We start from the raw sequence: 19,601 nt of genomic DNA, 5'->3' as shown, positions 1-19,601 counted from the left end.
CCGATGAGCCAGGCGGCACAGAACCTGAACTGGTTGATCACCAACTTCGTGGACAACACCCCAGGGGTGTCGCACACGGTGGTGGTCTCCGCCGACGGCCTTCTGCTGGCGATGTCCGAAGGCTTCCCGAGGGACCGCGCCGACCAGCTGGCGGCCGTCGCGTCCGGCCTGACCTCTCTCACGGCCGGGGCGTCCCGGATCTTCGAGGGTGGCAGCGTGGCGCAGACCGTCGTCGAGATGGAACGCGGCTTCCTGTTCCTCATGTCGGTCTCGGACGGGTCGTCCCTCGCCGTCCTCGCGCACCCCGAGTGCGACATCGGCCTCGTGGGTTACGAGATGACCCTGCTCGTCGACCGCGCGGGTGCGGTACTCACCCCGGACCTGCGCGCCGAACTACAAGGCAGTCTGCTCCACTGACCCACCCCGGCACCACCCACCACACGAAACAACCGTCCGGCCGCCACAATCCCCCCACCGGCCCCGTCAGACGGCACGACTGACCAACTTGCTGTCCCGCCCGGAGGATTCATGACCCCGCCCAACGCCTCTCATGATCCGTACGCGGAACCGTACGGCGATGAGGGCGACCAGCCACTGGTACGTCCTTACGCGATGACCGGTGGCCGGACCCGGCCGCGCTACCAGCTCGCCATCGAGGCGCTGATCAGCACCACGGCCGACCCGGCAGCGCTGATGGGAATGCTCCCTGAGCACCAGCGCATCTGCCACCTCTGCCGGGAGGTCAAGTCGGTCGCGGAGGTCTCCGCGCTCCTGGCCATGCCCCTCGGCGTGGCCCGCATTCTGGTGGCCGACCTCGCCGAGGCCGGCATGGTCGCCGTTCACCAGCCGGGCGGCGACGAGAACAACGGCGGCGCTCCCGATGTGACGCTGCTCGAAAGGGTGCTCAGTGGACTTCGCAAGCTCTGACTCGGGGCGGGCCACGACCTCCGCCAAGATCGTGGTGGCGGGCGGCTTCGGCGTGGGCAAGACCACGTTCGTGGGCGCCGTCTCGGAGATCAACCCCCTGCGCACCGAGGCCGTCATGACGTCCGCGTCGGCGGGCATCGACGACCTCACCCACACCGGGGACAAGACGACCACCACCGTCGCCATGGACTTCGGCCGCATCACCCTCGACCAGGACCTGATCCTGTACCTCTTCGGTACGCCCGGTCAGGACCGCTTCTGGTTCATGTGGGACGACCTCGTGCGCGGCGCCATCGGCGCGGTGGTGCTGGTGGACACCCGCCGGCTCGCGGACTGCTTCCCCGCCGTGGACTACTTCGAGAACTCGGGTCTGCCGTTCGTCGTCGCCCTCAACGGCTTCGACGGCCAGCAGCCGTACAACCCGGACGAGGTCCGCGAGGCGCTGCAGATCGGACCCGACGCTCCGATCATCACGACCGACGCCCGGCACCGCTCGGACGCCAAGAGCGCGCTGATCACCCTGGTCGAGCACGCCCTGATGGCCCGCCTGCGGTAGGTCCTCAAGTGCGATCTGCCGTAAGGCAGTTGTCGTAGCGCACCCGGAGCCGGCTGTGGCCTTTGACACGGTCGGCTCCGGTGTTCATAACAGTTCGGCAGAGGAAATCCCGTAGTTCGCCACGCGACGCGGTCGACCGGTACCGCTGCGCTCACAAAGCCCTTGCCATTTGCGGGGCTCGCTCGGTAATGACCCGTTTTATCTGTCGCTTACAACGACACCGCCCCCGTTTGTTACTGCCCAGGTCGACATGCTGGAATGCCTGAACTGCCCAGGGGTCAAAGACGTACTGAGCGGTCGAAGAGGAACCGGGCTCTGAGAGACTGCGGCACGACAGGTGCCGACCCGCCGAGAGGTTGTTGGTCGAGTGAGGCGAAGCAAGAACGGTCCCGAGCCGTCGGCACGGGGCAACTTCACCCCGCCGCCGCGCGCTGCGGCGCCCACCCCCGTGGTGGCCGGACCGGAGCCGGAGGCCGCTCCCGCGTCCAGCGGGGGCCGCTTCTCCCCGCGCAACTGGCGTGTGCCGACCAGGCTGAACGCGATCCTGCTCATACCTGTGCTGGTCGCCCTCGTCATGGGCGGCTTCCAGGTGAAGCACTCCATCGACACCTGGCAGGACGCCGAGGACGCGGAGAACACCGCGATCCTCGTGCAGACGTCACTGTCCTACGCCGACGCGCTGTACAACGAGCGTGACCTCAGCGCCGCTCCCCTGCTCAAGGGCAAGGCGGCCACGGCGCAGGACAAGGCCACGGTCGACGCGGCCCGCAAGAACACCGACCAGGCCGCCGCCGCGTTCAGCCGGGCCGCCCAGAACATGCCGGCCAAGCCCGGTCTGGAGCGCCGCCTCAAGCTGTTCCGCGAGACCGAGCCCTTCCTCCAGACGTTGCGCGCGGGCGCCTACGGCCCGAAGTTCACCGGCGTCCAGACGGAGGAGGGCTACGTCAAGGTCGCCCACCCGCTCATGGAGTTCGCCAACGAGCTGGGCCTGGGCACCGGAAACATCACGTCCTACGGACGTACTGTCTACGCCATCTCGCTGACCAAGGCCGCGCTGTCCCTGGAGCGCTCGATCGGCACGCACATGCTGGTCAAGCCCGGTCCGGACGCGCCGAACCTGGCGAGCCAGCGCGTGGCCCTCTCCTCCTACGCCTACCTGGAGGGCATCGCCGTCGAGGAGTACCTCGGCGGTGGCACCCAGGCCGACGCGGACCGGCTGGAGCAGGAGAAGCGGGACATCCAGAACCAGGGTGCCGCCCTGGCCGCCGAGGCCAAGGCGAAGGACCCGTCGTACAAGGCGCCGCCGTCCGACCCGCAGAAGATGGTCGTGGCGCTGGCCCAGCTGAACTCGACCGACCCGCTGGAGCGTCAGCAGCTCGCGGTGCAGGGCATCACCCCCGCCAACTGGTGGGCGGTCAACACGCTGAAGTTCAAGGCGTACCGCTCCATCGAGTCGGACATGGCCGACAAGGCGGTGAGCGAGGCGTCCGGCATCGCCGACGACGCCAAGACCTCCGCGGTCATCACCGGTGTCGCCGTCGTCCTGGTCCTGCTGCTGGCCTTCATCCTGGCCGGTACGGTCGCCCGCCAGATGAGCCGCGCGATGCGCCAGCTCCGCAACGCCGCCTTCGGCATCGCCGAACAGCGCCTGCCGATGCTGGTCGACCAGCTCTCCCGTACCGACCCCGGCCGGGTCGACACCCGGGTCGCCCCGATCCCGATCCACACCAAGGACGAGATCGGCGAGGTCGCCCGCGCCTTCGACCAGGTCCACCGCGAGGCGGTGCGGCTCGCCTCCGAGCAGGCGCTGCTGCGGGGCAACATCAACGCGATCTTCACCAACCTGTCGCGCCGTAACCAGTCGCTGATCGAGGGCCAGCTGACCCTCATCACCGACCTGGAGAACAACGAGGCCGACCCGGACCAGCTCGAGAACCTCTTCAAGCTGGACCACCTGGCCACCCGTATGCGCCGCAACGGCGAGAACCTGCTGGTCCTCGCCGGCGAGGAGCCCGGCCGCCGCTGGGACCAGCCGGTCCCGCTGGTCGACGTGCTGCGCGCCGCCTCCTCCGAGGTGGAGCAGTACGAGCGCATCGAGCTGTCCGGCGTCCCGGAGGCCGAGATCCACGGCCGCGCGGTCACCGACCTCGTGCACCTCCTCGCCGAGCTGCTGGAGAACGCCACCACGTTCTCCTCCCCGCAGACCAAGGTCCGCGTCACCGCGACCCGTCTCCCCGACGGCCGTGTGATGATCGAGATCCACGACAAGGGCATCGGCCTCACCGCCGAGGACTTCGCGGACATCAACCACAAGCTGGCCAACCCGCCGACCGTGGACGCCGCGATCTCCCAGCGCATGGGTCTGTTCGTGGTCGGCCGGCTGTCCGACCGGCACGGCATCCGCGTCCAGCTCCGCCCCTCGGGCGAGCAGGCCGGTACGACCTCCCTGGTCATGCTGCCCGACGCGATCACCCACGGTGGCGGCGGCGAGACGCAGCTCGACCGCGAGGAGTTCACGGTCTCGCAGATCATCCCGGAGCAGCAGTTCGCCGGCGAGAGCTTCAACCCGCAGCCGCAGGCGCAGGCGCAGCCGATGCGCACGGCGGCGGAGCTGGGCTTCGACGACAGCCGCTACACCGAGGTGCCCGACGACATCCGCGGTCTGGACCCGGTCGGCCGTTCCCTGGAGCGCGAGGAGCGCCGGGCGGCCCTGGAGGCCCAGGCCCACCACGGTCCGCAGGACGGCGCCGAGGGCGGACAGCCCGGTTACCAGGACGGCTTCGAGCAGGCACCCGGCGGCTACCAGGAGAACGGCTCGGGCTTCCCCGGGCAGCGGCAGCCCCAGGCTGACGCCTATCCGGAGCAGCAGACCTACCAGGAGCAGCAGCAGCCCGCCTACGACGAGCAGTACTTCGGGCAGGACGGCGGCTACCCGCAGTCCGGTTACCCCCAGCAGGGGCGGAACGCGCCCGCCGGTGACGCCTTCGGCGGCCCGTACGGCGGACAGCAGCAGCAGCAACAGCAGCAGCAGTCCTTCCAGGACGACTGGCCCCAGCAGGACGGTTTCCAGAACGGCTACCCGGCCCAGTACGCTGCGGAGTCGGAGCCGGCGCGGGCCGCCGACCCCGGTGACCTGCACTCCAACGGCCACGGCGGCCAGGGCGGCTTCGAGCGTCCGGCGCCGGGCGGTCCGGCCGCGGGCGGTGTCACCAACTCGGGTCTGCCCCGTCGCGGTGGCGCGGGCGGCTCGGCCCCGCTGGGCAACTCCGGCGGCCTGAACGTGAACGGTTCGGGCGGGCTGGGTTCCAGCGGCCTCGCCCCGAACGGGTCGCACGGTCCGAACGGAGCGAACGGTTCGGGTGGACTGAACGGCTCGAACGGGCTGAGCGGCTCCGCCGGCGCGAACGGCGCGTCGCTCGGCCGCCAGGAGGCCCCGGCCCCCTCGGGCAGCGGCACCGACGACTGGCGCTCGGCGAACGACGAGCGCTGGCAGCAGGCCTCGCAGCTTCGCAAGCCCAAGGCGGGCGGGGTCACGTCCTCCGGTCTGCCGCGGCGGGTACCCAAGGCCAACCTGGTCGAGGGCACCGCCGAGAGCACCCCTCAGGGGGGCCCACAGGTCTCCCGCGCCCCGGAGGATGTCCGGGGCAGGCTGAGCAACCTGCGTCGAGGCGTCCAGCGCGGACGCAGCGCAGGCAGTGAAACGAACGGCCAGGCCACCACCAATCAGCACGGTGGTCCTGACAGCACCTACGACCAGGAGCGTTAGTGTGAGCCCGATGAGCCAGGCGGCACAGAACCTTAACTGGTTGATCACCAACTTCGTGGACAACACTCCGGGTGTGTCCCACACCGTGGTGGTCTCCGCCGACGGACTCCTTCTGGCGATGTCCGAAGGCTTCCCCCGCGACCGCGCCGACCAGCTCGCGGCCGTCGCATCCGGTCTGACGTCCCTGACGGCAGGCGCCTCCCGCATCTTCGAGGGAGGCAGCGTGAACCAGACGGTTGTGGAGATGGAGCGGGGATTCCTCTTCATCATGTCCGTATCCGACGGTTCGTCGCTGGCGGTCCTGGCCCACCCGGAGGCGGACATCGGCCTCATCGGGTACGAGATGGCCCTTCTGGTGGACCGGGCGGGCACGGTCCTGACCCCGGATCTCCGGGCGGAGCTCCAGGGCAGCCTTCTCAACTAACAAGCGGACGGTGCGCGTTCGCGTCCCGGGGCCGTAAGGTCTTGGGACGCGGCTCCACAGCGATGGTGCCCGGCACAGTCGGAGGAGGAGAAAGTGGCAACACCCCCAGGCGGACCGTCTTCGGGCAACTGGTCGTACGGTCCCGCGCAGGGACAGGACGGCGGCTCGGCGAACGGGTACGACTTCCCCTCCGTCCCGAACCACCGGCAGCCGTACGCGCCGCAGGGCCCCGGCCCTTCGCCGTACGACCAGCCCTCGGCCCCGCGCATCCAGCCGGTACAGCCGCCGCGTCGCCAGGAGCCCGCGGCGGCCCCGTCCGGCGCCAGCAATCCCCTGGTGCGTCCGTACGCCATGACCGGCGGCCGGACCCGCCCGCGCTACCAGCTCGCCATCGAGGCGCTGGTGCACACCACCGCAGCGCCGCACCAGATGCAGGGCCAGTTGCCCGAGCATCAGCGGATCTGCAACCTGTGCCGGGAGATCAAGTCGGTGGCCGAGATCTCGGCCCTGCTGACCATCCCCCTCGGCGTGGCCAGGATTCTCGTCGCCGACTTGGCGGAGGCGGGCCTGGTCGCCATCCATCAGCCCGGCGGCGACGAGAACGCCGGCGGCCAGCCAGACGTGACACTGCTCGAAAGGGTGCTCAGTGGACTTCGCAAGCTCTAGCGGCGGTCCTTCCCGCTCCACCACCTCCGCGAAGATCGTGGTGGCGGGCGGCTTCGGCGTGGGCAAGACCACGTTCGTGGGGGCCGTCTCGGAGATCAACCCGCTGCGTACCGAGGCCGTCATGACGTCCGCGTCGGCGGGCATCGACGACCTCACCCACACCGGGGACAAGACCACCACCACGGTGGCCATGGACTTCGGCCGCATCACCCTGGACCAGGACCTGATCCTGTACCTCTTCGGTACGCCCGGTCAGGACCGCTTCTGGTTCATGTGGGACGACCTGGTGCGCGGCGCCATCGGCGCCATCGTGCTGGTCGACACCCGGCGCCTGGCCGACTGCTTCCCCGCGGTCGACTACTTCGAGAACTCGGGCCTGCCGTTCGTCATCGCCCTCAACGGCTTCGACGGCAACCAGCCCTACAACCCCGACGAGGTCCGCGAGGCCCTCCAGATCGGTCCGGACGCCCCCATCATCACCACGGACGCCCGCCACCGCGCGGACGCCAAGAGCGCCCTGATCACCCTGGTCGAGCACGCCCTCATGGCCCGCCTGCGGTAACCGCTCCACGCCGAGGGGCCCCTTCCACACCGGAAGGGGCCCTTTGCCGTACCGCCTCGGCGTGCCGGGGTGTTGTTCCGGACAAACGGCAGGGCCCCACCTCTCCGGGTGGAGAGGCGGGGCCCTGTGACGCGGCGGGGCTCAGTGCCAGCTGTGCGGGGCCCGGAAGCCGCCCTCGCGCTCCAGGCGGCGCCAGCCCGCTCGGGGGCGGGGGCGGTGGGTCGGGGCCTCGGCGGGGCGGGCGGCGGCCCGGGCGAGGAGGACTGCCGTTATGGCGGCTACTTCCTCGGGGTCGGCGAGGCCCTTTTCGACGCGGATGTCGGCGCTGGTCATGGCGGTGGTCTCCGGGGTCTCGGTCACTGCGGGGGGTTGCCGTGCTTGCGGGAGGGGAGGTCGGCGTGCTTGGTCTGGAGCATTGACAGCGACCTGATCAGCACCTCGCGGGTCTCGGCGGGGTCGATCACGTCGTCGACCAGGCCGCGCTCCGCCGCGTAGTACGGGTGCATCAGCTCGGCCTTGTACTCCTTGACCATCTTCTGCCGCATCGCCTCGGGGTCCTCGGCGTCGGCGATCTGACGGCGGAAGATGACGTTGGCCGCGCCCTCGGCGCCCATCACGGCGATCTCGTTGGTGGGCCAGGCGTAGGTGAGGTCGGCGCCGATGGACTGGCTGTCCATCACGATGTACGCGCCGCCGTAGGCCTTGCGCAGGATGAGCGAGATCCTCGGCACGGTCGCGTTGCAGTAGGCGTAGAGCAGCTTCGCGCCGTGGCGGATGATTCCGCCGTGCTCCTGGTCGACGCCGGGCAGGAAGCCCGGCACGTCCAGCAGCGTGATGATCGGGATATTGAAAGCGTCACACATCTGCACGAAGCGCGCAGCTTTTTCGCTCGCCTCGATGTCCAGCACACCGGCCAGCACCTGCGGCTGGTTGGCGATGATGCCGACCACCTGGCCGTCGAGGCGGCCCAGCGCGCAGATGATGTTGCGGGCCCAGCGCTCGTGGACCTCCAGGTAGTCGCCGTCGTCGACGAGCTCCTCGATGACCTTGGTCATGTCGTAGGGCCGGTTGCCGTCGGCCGGGACCAGGTCGAGCAGGACGTCGCCGCGCCGGTCGGCGGGGTCGGAGGACTCCACGCGCGGCGGGTTCTCGCGGTTGTTCTGCGGGAGCAGCGAGAGGAGGTAGCGCACCTCCGCGATGCAGGTCTCCTCGTCGTCGTACGCGAAGTGGCAGACACCGGAGGTCTCGGCGTGCACGTCGGCGCCGCCGAGGCCGTTCTGGGTGATCTCCTCGCCGGTGACCGCCTTGACGACGTCCGGGCCGGTGATGAACATCTGCGAGGTCTCGCGGACCATGAAGACGAAGTCGGTGAGGGCGGGGCTGTAGGCCGCGCCGCCCGCGCACGGGCCGAGCATCACCGAGATCTGCGGGATGACGCCGGACGCCTTGGTGTTGCGCTGGAAGATGCCGCCGTAGCCGGCGAGCGCGGAGACGCCCTCCTGGATACGGGCGCCGGCGCCGTCGTTGAGCGAGACCAGCGGCGCACCGGCCGCGATGGCCATGTCCATGATCTTGTGGATCTTGGTGGCGTGGGCCTCGCCCAGCGCGCCGCCGAAGATGCGGAAGTCATGGGCGTAGACGAAGACCGTACGGCCCTCCACCGTGCCCCAGCCGGTGATGACACCGTCGGTGTACGGCTTCTTGGCCTCCAGGCCGAAGCCGGTGGCGCGGTGCCGGCGGAGCTGCTCGACCTCCTGGAAGGAGTCCGGGTCGAGGAGCAGCTCGATGCGCTCGCGGGCGGTCAGCTTGCCCTTGGCGTGCTGCGCCTCGGTCGCCTTCTCGCTGGGGCCCGCCAGGGCCTGCGCCCGGATCACGTGCAGCTCGGCGACCCGCCCGCGCGCGTCCGCCGGCTCACCCGTCGTCTCTTCCAAAACGGTCATGTAGTGACCATACGAAGGACCACGCGAAAACCAGGCCGTCGACTCCGTACAGTCTCCGGAGCGTTTTCCTGGTACGACCGAACAGAACCGGGCCGTGATGCAGGCGTTCCGACTGCTCAGAGGGCGCTGCGTTTGTAGGGCTGCCACAAAGTGGGGGGTGTCACACACCCCTGGATTCCGGGGTGGGACATGCCATCCCCGGAGTGACACGGGGACACCCGGACGGCGGAACGGGTCGCCCTCGCAACCCTACCCTCCGCCGTCCGGCGCGCGTCGGCTCAGCAGCCGCCGCAGTTGTAGTACAGGACGTCCCAGTGGTTGCCCTCGTCGGCGTAGATGTTGCCCGACCCGGACTGGTACTGCGGCGCGCCGTCCCCGCGCAGCCCGATGTAGCTGAAGTTGTTCTTGATGTACGTGGTCATGCAGGAGACCTTGCCGAAGTCCAGCTTGTAGCCGTTGTAGTGGGAGTAGGTGCCGGAGGCGTGGCCGACCTCGGTGCCGCCGGTGATGTTGAGCGCGCAGCCGCTGGCCCGCTTGAGGGTCTGGGCACCCTGGGCGGTGGCCAGGTTGAGCTGCTCGAAGGACGTACAGGTGGAGTTGTTCCGGTCGGAGCAGCCGCCGGAGGACGACCAGGTCAGGCCGACGTCGCGGAACATCTGGGTGGCGGTGGAGTGGCTGATCTTGGTGACGGCGAAAGCGTCGGACGCGGTGCCGACCACGGCGACGCCCGGGGCGACGACGAGGGCGAGCGCGGTGAGGACGGAGCGGACCTTCATGAATGACCCTTCCTGCGGTTGGCCGTGCTTGCTGTGGGGCGGCTGTGCAGGTGGTGCAGACAGATGGTGCCCGAGTTCTACGCGCGTCCGCCAGAGGGCGTCAGCGGTAACTCTGCGCGAGAGTGGAAACACGCAGCGGATGATGTTGAAAACCGAACTGAATGGGTCTACGGTGGCAGACGTCGGGTTCGTTGAACGTTAAACAGACTCTTCCGGCACTCTCTCAAGGAGCACACCATGGGTATCTTCAGCCGCAAGGACAGCACCCCCGAGACCACCGCCGCCCCCGCCGCAGCGGGCACCGGCCTCGCCGCGCTGAGCGGCGACTACACCATCGACCCCGCGCACACCTCGATCGGCTTCACCGCGCGGCACGCCATGGTCACCAACGTCAAGGGCAGCTTCACCGAGTTCACCGGCGCGCTGCACCTGGACGGCGAGAACCCGGCCAAGTCCACCGCGACGCTGGACGTGGTCATGGACAGCATCGACACCGGCAACGCCGACCGCGACACCCACCTGAAGTCCGCCGACTTCTTCAAGACGGACGAGTTCCCCACGATGACCTTCCGCTCCACGGGCGCGGAGTCCCTCGGCGGCGACGACTACCGCGTCACCGGTGACCTCTCCATCCTCGGCGTGACCCGGCCGATCACCATCGACCTGGAGTTCAACGGCGCCGCGACCGACCCGTTCGGCAACGAGCGCGTCGGCTTCGAGGGCAAGGCCGAGCTGCTGCGCTCGGAGTGGGGCCTGACCTGGAACGCGGCCCTGGAGACGGGCGGCGTGCTGATCTCCGACAAGATCAAGCTCAACTTCGACGTGTCGGCCATCAAGAACGCGTGAGCCGACGGCGGTCCGGCCGCACCACGCGCGAGCGCCCCGTTCCCCCTCCGCCGGAGGGGTCGGGGCGCTCACGCGTGCGGGTCCGGGGTCCGGTGGCTCAGAAGCTCCCGCCGCCGAAGTCCCCGCCGCCCCCGAAGTCGCCGCCCCCGCCGAAGTCCCCGCCGCCACCGAAGCCGTCGCTGAACCCGCCGGGGTCGAAGTCGGTGCCGGACATGTCGCCGCCCTGGAACCCGCCCTGGTCCCCGAAGTCGCCGTATCCGCCGCCGAAGTCGGCCGCGTAGGACGGCGTGGCCATCATGCCGCCGAGCAGGGTCCCGGCGAGCAGGCCGGGCAGCAGGCCGCCGCCGAAGTAGCCGCCCGCCCAGGGGCCGTAGGCGGGACCCGCGTCCCAGTAGGGGCGGCGGCCGTACTCGGTCTCCACCTCGCGCGCGGCCGGTTCGCGGCCGTCGGCGAGCCGGGTGGCGTCGGCCGCGCACACCGGCACCTCGCGGGTGCTGCCGCCGGCCGGGGTCCAGGCGGCGTCGGTCACGGAGGGGCCGTGCCGGGGGTCGAAGAAGCAGGGCGGACGCCGGTCGGGCAGCGGGCGCCTCTCGCGGCGGGCGGCGAGCACGGCGAGCGAGTACCGGCCGTCCTCCAGCGCCTCGGTGACCCCGCGCACGTCCTCCGGCTTTCGAGCCTCGCCCATGCGGCGCTTGGCGTCGTCGTAGGCGTTGAGCGCGTTCTCGTAGTCGGTGCGCATCGCGTCGTCGGCGCCGGGTTCGCCGGGCTGGAAGTCGAGGCGGTCGAGCTCCTCACCGAAGGCGGTGATGTCCTCGTCCACGACGACCCGCAGCCGCTCCAGCGCGGCCTGCTGCTCCGCCTCGCGGCGGCGCCGGTTGCGGCGGCTCAGGGTGTAGACCCCGGCGCCGCCCGCCACCACGACCGCCCCGGCGACGATCAGCGCGGTGGTGGAGACCCCGCCGCCGTTGTCGGAGGAGCCCCAGGTGGAGGGGGCGTGGCCGCGCACGGTGGCCAGCGCGCGGTCGGTGAAGTCGGTGAGCTGGGCCTTGGCGCCCTCGCCCCGCACGCTGGCGACGAGGTTCTGCCGGGCCGTGGCGGAGATGACCGAGGGGTCGGAGCCCGCGGCGAAGCGGTCGCCGACCCGAATGCCGTACAGACCGGTGATGCCGGTGGCCGCCCGGACGTCGCGCAGGACGCTCCGGGTCGGATAGTCGGCGGGGAGGACCACCAGGAACACCGGCTTGCCGGCGTCCTTGATCTTCTTGGCCAGGGCGTCGGCGTCGGCGCGGGAGAGCTGCCCGGAGGCGGCCGGGTCGACGTAGACCGGGCTCTTGCGCAGGGCCTGGCCGATGGTGGAGGTGCTGGTGGCGGCGCTGGCACCGGGTGCGAACGCGAACAGGGGCACCAGGGCCATCGCCAGCGCCGCGAGGACGAGGGCGGGGAGGCTTCGGGCGCGGGACGGGAGCACGGCCTTCATGCCTCCGACGCTACCCGAAGCCTCCCTCGTTCGGTCAGGTGTGCGCACCTGCGATGCTGGTCAGCGAGCCGCCCGGTACGCCTGGAGCAGCTTGAGCAGCGCCTCGCCGTACCGTCCGGTCAGCAGCGCGTGGTCGGCCTCGGCGAAGGGCTTCGACACGCCCGCCGTGATGCGCTGCCCCACCTGGTGCTGGACGATCAGCCGGGCCTGGTTCACCAGTTCACGCCCCCGGCGGTCGTCATGCCGGCGCTCGGCGGTGGCGGCTGCCTTGCCGAGGGTGGTCAGCGCACTGCTCTTGGCCCCAACTTGTGTGGTCAGACCCCATCCGTAGGGGTACTGCGGGTCGTACACGCTGTCGCCGACGTTGATCGGCAGCTGGGCCTCGCCGCGCGGCCAGGTCACGGGGAGCTGACCGGTGAAGGGCCGCTTGCCGTAGAGCACGTCGGCGACGCCGCCGCCCTCGGTGCCGGGGAGCCAGGACGCCACCAGCGCGTCGATCTTCCCCAGCCGGTCCCCGATCAGCAGCGGACGGCCGGAGACGGTGAGGACCACGCACTTCATGGCGCCGCACACCTTGTCCACGGCGGCCTGGTCGGCGGCGGACAGGGTCAGCTCGTGGCCGTTGCCCACGTCCCCGACGCCCTCCGCGTAGGGGGTCTCCCCCACGACGACCACGCCGACGTCGTTCCCGGCGGTCGGCGCCGAGGCGTCCTTGGAGTAGGTGACCTTCCCGCCCGCCTCGCGGATGCCGGCCAGCACGGTGGTGCCCTTGGTGATGTCGCCCGAGGAGCCCTGCCAGGTGATGGTCCAGCCGCCGGACTGGTTGCCGATGTCGTCGGCGTTGGACCCCGCGACGTACACCTTCTGGCTCTTGCGCAGCGGCAGCAGGCCGCCGTCGTTCTTGAGCAGCACCTGGGACTTGGCGACGGCCTCGCGGGCGACGGCCCGGTGGGCCGGGGAGCCGATGGCGGCGGCGCCGGAGGTGTCCGCGTAGGGGTGCTCGAAGAGGCCGAGGCGGAACTTCTGGGTGAGGATGCGGGAGACCGCGTCGTCGATCCGCCGCTCGCTGACCCGGCCGGCCTTCACCTCGGCGGTCAGGGCCGCGCTGAACTCCTTGTAGGTGTAGGGGACCATCATCATGTCGACGCCCGCGTTGACCGAGGTGCGGACCTGGGTCGCGTAGTCGCCGGGGAGCTGGTCGATGGCGTTCCAGTCGCTGATGACGAACCCGTCGAAGCCCATGCGGCCCTTGAGCACGCCGCTCAGCAGGTCGGCGCGGGCGTGCATCTTGACCGGGCCGCGTCCGTCGCCGACCACGTCGAGCGAGGAGTACGAGGGCATCACGGTGCCCACGCCCCGGTCCACCGCGTCCTGGTAGGGGGCGAGGTGGACGGCCTCCAGCTGCTGCCGGGTGAGGGTGGAGACGCCCTGGTCGACGGTGTAGGTGCCGGTGGTGGAGGAGCCGTAGGCGGTGCCGCCGTCGGCGACGAAGTGCTTGGCGGTGGCCAGTACCTTGTCGGCGCGGGCGAGATCGCGGCCGTCGGCGCGGCCCTGCAGGCCCTGGATCACCGTCTCCATCGACTTCACCAGCGCCGGGTCCTCACCGAAGGACTCGTAAGCGCGGCCCCAGCGTTCGTCGCGGCTGACGCACAGGCAGGGCGCGAAGTCCCAGGGGATGCCGGTGGCGCGGACCTCGGCGGCGGTCACCGCCCCCGCGCGCTGGGCGAGTTGCGGGTCGCGGGTGGCGCCGATGCCGATGTTGTGCGGCAGGACGGTGGCGCCGGTCAGGTTGTTGTGGCCGTGGACCGCGTCGACGCCGTAGATCAGGGGGATCTGGAAGCGGGTGGCCTGGGCGCGGAGCTGGAAGCCGTCGATCATCTTCGCCCACGCGGCCGGGGTGTTCGGGGTGGGGGTGGAGCCGCCGCCGGAGAGCAGTGAGCCCAGGTCGTAGGCGGCGATGTCGTTCTGGTCGGAGACGGCGCCGCGCTCGGCCTGGGTCATCTGCCCGGCCTTCTCCGCGAGCGACATCCGCCCCAGCAGGTCGGCGACGCGCTTGCGCACCGGCAACCTGCTGTCCAGGTACGGGAGTCCGTGGGCGTCGATGACGATCTTCGGGTTCTCCGCGGGGGCCTTGGCCCCGGTCACGGTGAGCCCCAGCGGAATGGTCTCGGCGGCCTCGGCGGTCCGGTCCTTCAGCGTGGTCACCTTCACCGTCCGGGAGGTCCCGGAGGGGGTGCCGGCCGGGAAGGTGAGGGTGCCGGAGACGGGGGTGTAGTCCTTGCCGGGGCCTGCGGTGCCCTCGCCGGTGGCGTACGCGACGGTCACCGGGGAGGTGACGGGAGCTGCGTCGGTGGTGGCCAGGGTGACGCGGACGCTCGCCGTGCCGCCCTCCTCGACGGGGCGGACGGCCGCGTCGGTGGTGACGGAGGCGCGCAGCGCCGGGTCGGCGGCGCCGTACAGCTCGACGCCGTCCATGGCGAAGCGGCCCTTGACGCCGGTCGGGAGGGTGACCGCGTAGCCCCACATCTGAGTGAGTCCGAGGACGTGGTCGATGCCGCCCACCGGCTGGTAGTCCGTGCGATAGGTGAACGCGGAGAACGGCAGCTCGATCCGCTGCCAGCCGGTGAAGTCGTCGGTGAAGGAGGTCGTCCACAGCTCGGACGCCTCACCGTGCGCACCGCCGTCCTTGATCTCGAACGTGATCTTCTTGCCGCTGTTCTGCCCCTCCCACCACAGGCGCACCCCCCGGTGGGCGGACCAGTCGTGGGCGGGGGCGGTGGCGGCGTAGTCGTGGGTGAAGCCGCCGTAGCCGCTGATGTCGTAGCTTCCGGTCAGCACCTTGGCGCCCTCGGGGGCGTCGGCGCGGGCGGTCAGCGCCAGGGTGGGCGGGTCGTCGCTGTCGCCGCCCCAGGTGAAGATGCCCTCGGCGGGCTGGGCGGCGAAGGGCACCTCGCCCTCGAAGCGGTCGACCGGCACGGGGGCCGGGTCGGGGCCGTCGGCGCCGGACGCGGGGGCGATCCCGCCGGCCAGCGGAAGCAGTGCGGTCAGCAGAGCGGTGGAGACGAGCAGGGCGGTTCTGCGCATGGACCTTCCCTCGGCTCTTGGTTCACTCATGACTTAGCTCACGGCTTGAGTGAACTGGGGTCACCTGATCCCCGTCAACCCTTCGCACCGGACATGACGATCCGTCAACTCTGGTGCGCCCACGCGCTTCTGTGCGTTCGGCTTCTGAATGCGCGACCCCTTGACGCGGCTCCGGAGCCGTCATTTACTCACGGCTCGCACGCCGCTGTTCCCTCATCCCCCCACCTCCTCGAAGGGCGGCGCCCCATGAGACGACCCCTGCGTCCGGCCCGGCTGCTGCTGGCCGCGCTGTTGACGACGGCCGGGATCACCACGCTCGCCACCCCCGCCGCACACGCGGCCGGTGAGCCGGTCACGGCCTGGCTGACCACCACCGACGACTCCGCCGGACGGCATGTCGTACGCGGTCTGGAGCCGCAGACGCCGTTCACCTTCTCGGCCGGCGCCTCAGGCGGCGGCGAGAACATCACGGTGGACGAGAACACCCGCTACCAGACCTTCACCGGCGGCGGAGCGTCCTTCACCGACACCGCCGCCTGGCTGATGAACAGCAGCGGCGCCCTGTCCCAGGCGACCCGCGACGCCACCATGCGCAAGCTGTTCTCGCCCACGGACGGCATCGGGCTGTCCTTCCTGCGCAATCCGATGGGCGCCTCCGACCTGGCCCGCTCCGGTTACACCTACGACGACGTGCCGGCCGGGCAGACCGACCCCTCGCTCGCGAAGTTCTCCCTCGCCCACGACCTGGCCGACGTCCTGCCGCTCACCAAGCAGGCCCGCCAGCTGAACCCGGACCTCACGGTGATGGCGTCCCCGTGGACGGCCCCGGCGTGGATGAAGGACAGCGGCTCCCTCAACGGCGGCTGGCTGAAGGCGGAGGACTACGGCGCCTACGCCTCGTACTTCGTGAAGTACCTCCAGGGCTACCGCGACCAGGGCGTGCCCGTCTCCTACGTCACCGCGCAGAACGAGCCCACCTGCTGCTCGGGCTACCCGTCGATGAGCTGGAACGCCGGCGGGCTCGCCTACTTCACCAAGAGCGAGCTGCTGCCCAAGCTCCAGCAGGCCGGGCTCTCCACCAAGGTACTGGCGCACGACTGGAACTGGGACACCTACGACTCCTACGCCGCCCAGACCGTGGACGACGCGGCCGTGCGCAGCCACCCCAACTTCGGCGGCATCGCCTGGCACGGCTACGGCGGCGACGTCACCAAGCAGACGGCCGTGCACAACCAGTACCCCGCGCTGGACGCCTTCGCCACCGAGCACTCGGGGGGCACCTGGATCGCCGACCAGCAGCGCGAGGACCTCTCCGACATCATCAACTACACCCGCAACTGGGCGAAGTCGGTGACCAAGTGGTCCCTCGCGGTGGACCAGAACATGGGCCCGCACAACGGCGGCTGCGGTACCTGCACCGGCCTGGTCACCGTGCACAACGGCGACGGCCGCAGCGGGAGCGTGGACTACACCGTCGAGTACTACGACATGGGCCACCTCACCAAGTTCGTCCGCCCCGGCGCCCAGCGCATCGCCTCCACGGCGTCCTCCGCCGTGCCCAACGTGGCCTGGCGCAACCCGGACGGCGGCAAGGCGCTGATCGCGTACAACGGCGCCACCTCGGCCAAGCAGGTGACCATCAACTGGGGCGCACAGCACGCCACTTACACCCTGCCCGCCCGCACCTCGGCCACCTTCACCTGGGCGGGCGGCCAGTCCGGTGACAGCTCCCGCACCGGTGTCTTCGCGGGGCTCGCGGGCAAGTGCCTGGATGTCGCGGGCGGTTCGAGCGCCAACGGCACGGCGGTGCAGCTCTACGACTGCAACGGCAGCACCGCCCAGCAGTGGACGGTCGCCGCGGACGGCTCGGTCCGGGCGCTGGGCAAGTGCCTGGACGTGGTCTCCGCGTCGACCGCGGACGGCGCCAAGGTCCAGCTGTACGACTGCAACGGCACCGGCGCCCAGCGCTGGTCGTACAACGCGGCCACCGGGGACGTGGTGAACACCGCGGCGGACAAGTGCCTGGACGTCACGGACAACTCCTCGGCCAACGGGGCGCGGGCCCAGATATGGTCGTGCACCGGGGCGGCCAACCAGAAGTGGACCCTGAGGTAGGGCGGCCCCGGGTTTCCGGCGCGGGTGATGGTGGTACCCGCGCCGTACCGACCGTGACCGGGGAGCCCGAGATGACCACACCGCAGGATCTGCTGTTCGTCGCGCTGGACGTACCCGCCGACCGGCCCGTGGAACAGGGGGATCTGTCGCTGGCGCTGGCCGCGGCGGAGCTGCTCGACCTGCTCGCCGCGGCGGTGGTCACCCTGCGGGACGAGGTGGTCGTCCCTCTCTCCGGTCAGCTCACCGGCGACCCGATGCTGGACAAGGCGGCCGCGTCGCTGATCCGGACGGAGCCGTACGAGAGCGCCGAGGACTGGCTGTGGCGGCGCGGGGACGGGCTCTCCGCCGCCTACCGCGACGAGCTGGAGCACACCGAGCCCTCGGGTTCCGGTCTGCGGCAGCTGTTCCGGCGCGCCGACCGGTCGGTGGAGCGGATCGACTCCGACGCCCGGCGGCACGCGGCCGACCGGTGGGCCCGCCACGAGCCGCTCCTGGTGGGACTCGCCTCGGCCCTCGGCATCGAGGAGCCCGGACACGAGGAGCCGGCGGTGAACGCCGAGGACGACCGGGTGGCGGTCGTCCTCGCCGCGCTCGGTGACGCGCTGACCGAGCTGGAGGCGGTGCGGCAGCGGCGGCGGATCGAGGAGGACGCGTTCGACAACGTCTGGCGCGCCCCCTGACCGCCGCCGGCGTCCGTCACTCGGCCGGTTCGACGCCCGCGCGCAGCAGGCCGTAGGTGCAGGCGTCCTCCAGCGCCTGCCAGGAGGCGGCGATGACGTTCTCGCCCACGCCGACCGTGGACCACTCCCCCGCGCCGTCGCTGGTGGAGATCAGCACGCGGGTGATGGACCGGGTGCCGGAGGCGCCCTCCAGGATGCGGACCTTGTAGTCCACCAGCTCCAGCTTGGCGAGCTGCGGGTAGATCTTCTCCAGCGCCACCCTGAGCGCCTGGTCGAGGGCGTTGACCGGGCCGTTGCCCTCGGCGGTGGCCACGATCCGCTCGCCCTTGGCCCACAGCTTCACCGTGGCCTCGTTGGCGTGGGTGCCGTCGGGGCGGTCCTCCACGATGGCCCGCCAGGACTCCACCTCGAAGTACTTCAGCGGCGCCCCCTGGGCCTCGGCGCGCAGCAGCAGCTCGAAGGAGGCGTCGGCGGCCTCGTACGTGTAACCCTTCAGCTCGCGTTCCTTGACGCGCTCGACGACCCGGCCGACCAGGGCGCGGTCGCCGCCGAGGTCGACGCCGAGTTCCCGGCCCTTCAGCTCGATCGAGGCGCGTCCGGCCATGTCGGAGACGAGCATCCGCATGGTGTTGCCGACCCGCTCGGGGTCGATGTGCTGGTACAGGTCCGGGTCGACCTTGATCGCGGAGGCGTGCAGGCCGGCCTTGTGGGCGAAGGCGGAGACGCCGACATAGGGCTGGTGGGTGGAGGGCGTGAGGTTGACGACCTCGGCGATGGCGTGCGAGATCCGGGTGGTCTCGCGCAGGTGCCCGTCGGGGAGGACCTTCTTGCCGTACTTCAGCTCCAGCGCGGCCACCACCGGGAAGAGGTTGGCGTTCCCGACGCGTTCGCCGTAGCCGTTGGCCGTGCACTGGACGTGGGTCGCGCCCGCGTCCACGGCGGCGAGGGTGTTGGCGACGGCGCAGCCGGTGTCGTCCTGGGTGTGGATGCCGAGCCGGGCGCCGGTGTCGGCGAGGACGGTGCCGACCACGGCGCTGATCTGCGCCGGGAGCATGCCTCCGTTGGTGTCGCACAGGACGACCACGTCGGCCCCGGCCTCGGAGGCGGTGCGGACGACCGCCTTGGCGTAGGCGGGGTTGGCGCGGTAGCCGTCGAAGAAGTGCTCGCAGTCGACGAAGACCCGGCGCCCCTCGGCGCACAGGTGGGCGACGGTGTCCCGGATCATCTCCAGGTTCTCGTCGAGCGTGGTGCGCAGCGCCAGCTCCACATGCCGGTCGTGGGCCTTGGCGACCAGGGTGACGACCGGGGCGCCGGACTCCAGCAGCGCTCTGACCTGCGGATCGTCGGCGGCTTTGGCGCCGGGGCGGCGGGTGGCGCCGAAGGCGACGAGCACCGCGTGCTTCAGGCGCAGCTCCTCGCGGGCGCGGGCGAAGAACTCGGTGTCCCGCGGGTTGGCGCCGGGCCAGCCGCCCTCGATGAAGCCCACGCCGAAGTCGTCCAGGTGCCGTGCGATGGCCAGCTTGTCCGCGACGGTGAGGTTGATGCCCTCGCGCTGCGCGCCGTCGCGCAGCGTGGTGTCGAAGACGTGGAACGAATCGTCGAGCTCGCTGGTTGCGGTCATGGTCTGAAGGCTCCTGTTGTGAATGTCGGTCTTACCGGAAATGACCGGCTCCACCGTTCCCCCCATGGTCCCTCGCGCTCCGCCACCGGCTGCGGTTGGGCCGGAAAACGAAAAAACCCCTCGCGGGTGCGAGAGGTCTGCGCGCGGGTCGAGGACGACGG

General features: G+C 70.8%; 16 protein-coding genes. 10 read left to right on the top strand and 6 right to left on the bottom strand.

What is annotated here, in order from left to right:
* The first annotated feature begins 3 nt into the window (after window positions 1-3).
* The 7 genes from EV284_RS10685 to EV284_RS10655 all read left to right on the top strand — a co-directional run bounded on the left by EV284_RS10685 (window position 4) and on the right by EV284_RS10655 (window position 6,901).
* A complete protein-coding gene (locus EV284_RS10685; RefSeq protein WP_020128762.1) occupies window positions 4-417 on the top strand; it encodes a roadblock/LC7 domain-containing protein in 414 nt (137 codons plus the stop codon).
* Between the two features lie 111 nt (window positions 418-528).
* On the top strand, window positions 529-927 hold the full coding sequence (locus EV284_RS10680; protein WP_030808431.1) for a DUF742 domain-containing protein: 399 nt from the start codon (window positions 529-531) through the stop codon (window positions 925-927).
* Window positions 908-1,483, top strand: a complete 576-nt coding sequence (locus EV284_RS10675; protein WP_030808427.1) for an ATP/GTP-binding protein — start codon at window positions 908-910, stop codon at window positions 1,481-1,483. Before EV284_RS10680 ends, EV284_RS10675 begins: the two co-directional genes overlap by 20 nt.
* A gap of 367 nt (window positions 1,484-1,850) precedes the next feature.
* Window positions 1,851-5,249, top strand: coding sequence for a nitrate- and nitrite sensing domain-containing protein (locus tag EV284_RS10670; RefSeq protein ID WP_130332624.1), 3,399 nt, complete (start codon window positions 1,851-1,853; stop codon window positions 5,247-5,249).
* A gap of 10 nt (window positions 5,250-5,259) precedes the next feature.
* Window positions 5,260-5,673, top strand: coding sequence for a roadblock/LC7 domain-containing protein (locus EV284_RS10665; RefSeq protein WP_005479603.1), 414 nt, complete (start codon window positions 5,260-5,262; stop codon window positions 5,671-5,673).
* A 93-nt stretch (window positions 5,674-5,766) separates the two neighbouring features.
* Window positions 5,767-6,339, top strand: a complete 573-nt coding sequence (locus tag EV284_RS10660; RefSeq protein WP_130332622.1) for a DUF742 domain-containing protein — start codon at window positions 5,767-5,769, stop codon at window positions 6,337-6,339.
* Window positions 6,320-6,901, top strand: a complete 582-nt coding sequence (locus EV284_RS10655) for an ATP/GTP-binding protein (RefSeq protein ID WP_030793786.1) — start codon at window positions 6,320-6,322, stop codon at window positions 6,899-6,901. Before EV284_RS10660 ends, EV284_RS10655 begins: the two co-directional genes overlap by 20 nt.
* A gap of 141 nt (window positions 6,902-7,042) precedes the next feature.
* Here the strand turns inward: EV284_RS10655 and EV284_RS10650 are convergent, their stop codons facing one another.
* From EV284_RS10650 to EV284_RS10640, 3 genes are all read right to left on the bottom strand, one after another.
* Window positions 7,043-7,234, bottom strand: a complete 192-nt coding sequence (locus EV284_RS10650; protein WP_130333021.1) for an acyl-CoA carboxylase subunit epsilon — start codon at window positions 7,232-7,234, stop codon at window positions 7,043-7,045.
* A gap of 23 nt (window positions 7,235-7,257) precedes the next feature.
* On the bottom strand, window positions 7,258-8,841 hold the full coding sequence (locus tag EV284_RS10645) for an acyl-CoA carboxylase subunit beta (RefSeq protein ID WP_030808412.1): 1,584 nt from the start codon (window positions 8,839-8,841) through the stop codon (window positions 7,258-7,260).
* Between the two features lie 278 nt (window positions 8,842-9,119).
* The gene (locus EV284_RS10640; protein WP_130332620.1) at window positions 9,120-9,617 is read right to left on the bottom strand and encodes a hypothetical protein; all 498 of its coding nucleotides are present in this window, start codon (window positions 9,615-9,617) and stop codon (window positions 9,120-9,122) included.
* A gap of 237 nt (window positions 9,618-9,854) precedes the next feature.
* Between EV284_RS10640 and EV284_RS10635 the strand changes: the two genes are divergently transcribed.
* Window positions 9,855-10,463: a YceI family protein gene (locus tag EV284_RS10635; RefSeq protein ID WP_130332618.1), complete on the top strand. Its 609-nt coding sequence runs from the start codon at window positions 9,855-9,857 to the stop codon at window positions 10,461-10,463.
* 97 nt (window positions 10,464-10,560) lie between these two features.
* Here EV284_RS10635 and EV284_RS10630 read toward each other — a convergent pair whose 3' ends face one another.
* Both EV284_RS10630 and EV284_RS10625 read right to left on the bottom strand, forming a co-directional pair.
* Complete coding sequence (locus EV284_RS10630) at window positions 10,561-11,940, bottom strand: hypothetical protein (RefSeq protein WP_130332616.1); 1,380 nt, start codon at window positions 11,938-11,940, stop codon at window positions 10,561-10,563.
* Window positions 11,941-12,000: 60 nt separating this feature from the next.
* Window positions 12,001-15,024, bottom strand: a complete 3,024-nt coding sequence (locus EV284_RS10625; protein ID WP_130332614.1) for a glycoside hydrolase family 3 N-terminal domain-containing protein — start codon at window positions 15,022-15,024, stop codon at window positions 12,001-12,003.
* Window positions 15,025-15,270: 246 nt separating this feature from the next.
* Here EV284_RS10625 and EV284_RS10620 point away from each other — a divergent pair, with 246 nt between their 5' ends.
* The gene (locus EV284_RS10620; RefSeq protein WP_130332612.1) at window positions 15,271-17,139 is read left to right on the top strand and encodes a ricin-type beta-trefoil lectin domain protein; all 1,869 of its coding nucleotides are present in this window, start codon (window positions 15,271-15,273) and stop codon (window positions 17,137-17,139) included.
* Window positions 17,140-17,210: 71 nt separating this feature from the next.
* Window positions 17,211-17,819: a GPP34 family phosphoprotein gene (locus tag EV284_RS10615; RefSeq protein WP_130332610.1), complete on the top strand. Its 609-nt coding sequence runs from the start codon at window positions 17,211-17,213 to the stop codon at window positions 17,817-17,819.
* A 16-nt stretch (window positions 17,820-17,835) separates the two neighbouring features.
* On the opposite strand, the gene cimA is transcribed toward EV284_RS10615, so the two are convergent.
* Window positions 17,836-19,440, bottom strand: a complete 1,605-nt coding sequence (gene cimA / locus EV284_RS10610; protein ID WP_130332608.1) for a citramalate synthase — start codon at window positions 19,438-19,440, stop codon at window positions 17,836-17,838.
* Window positions 19,441-19,601 lie beyond the last annotated feature (161 nt).

Source organism: Streptomyces sp. BK022 (assembly GCF_004217355.1).
GTDB classification, from domain to species: Bacteria; Actinomycetota; Actinomycetes; order Streptomycetales; family Streptomycetaceae; genus Streptomyces; species Streptomyces griseoluteus.
Note: the sequence above shows the minus strand (reverse complement) of the source record. Positions and strands in the feature narration are given on the sequence as shown.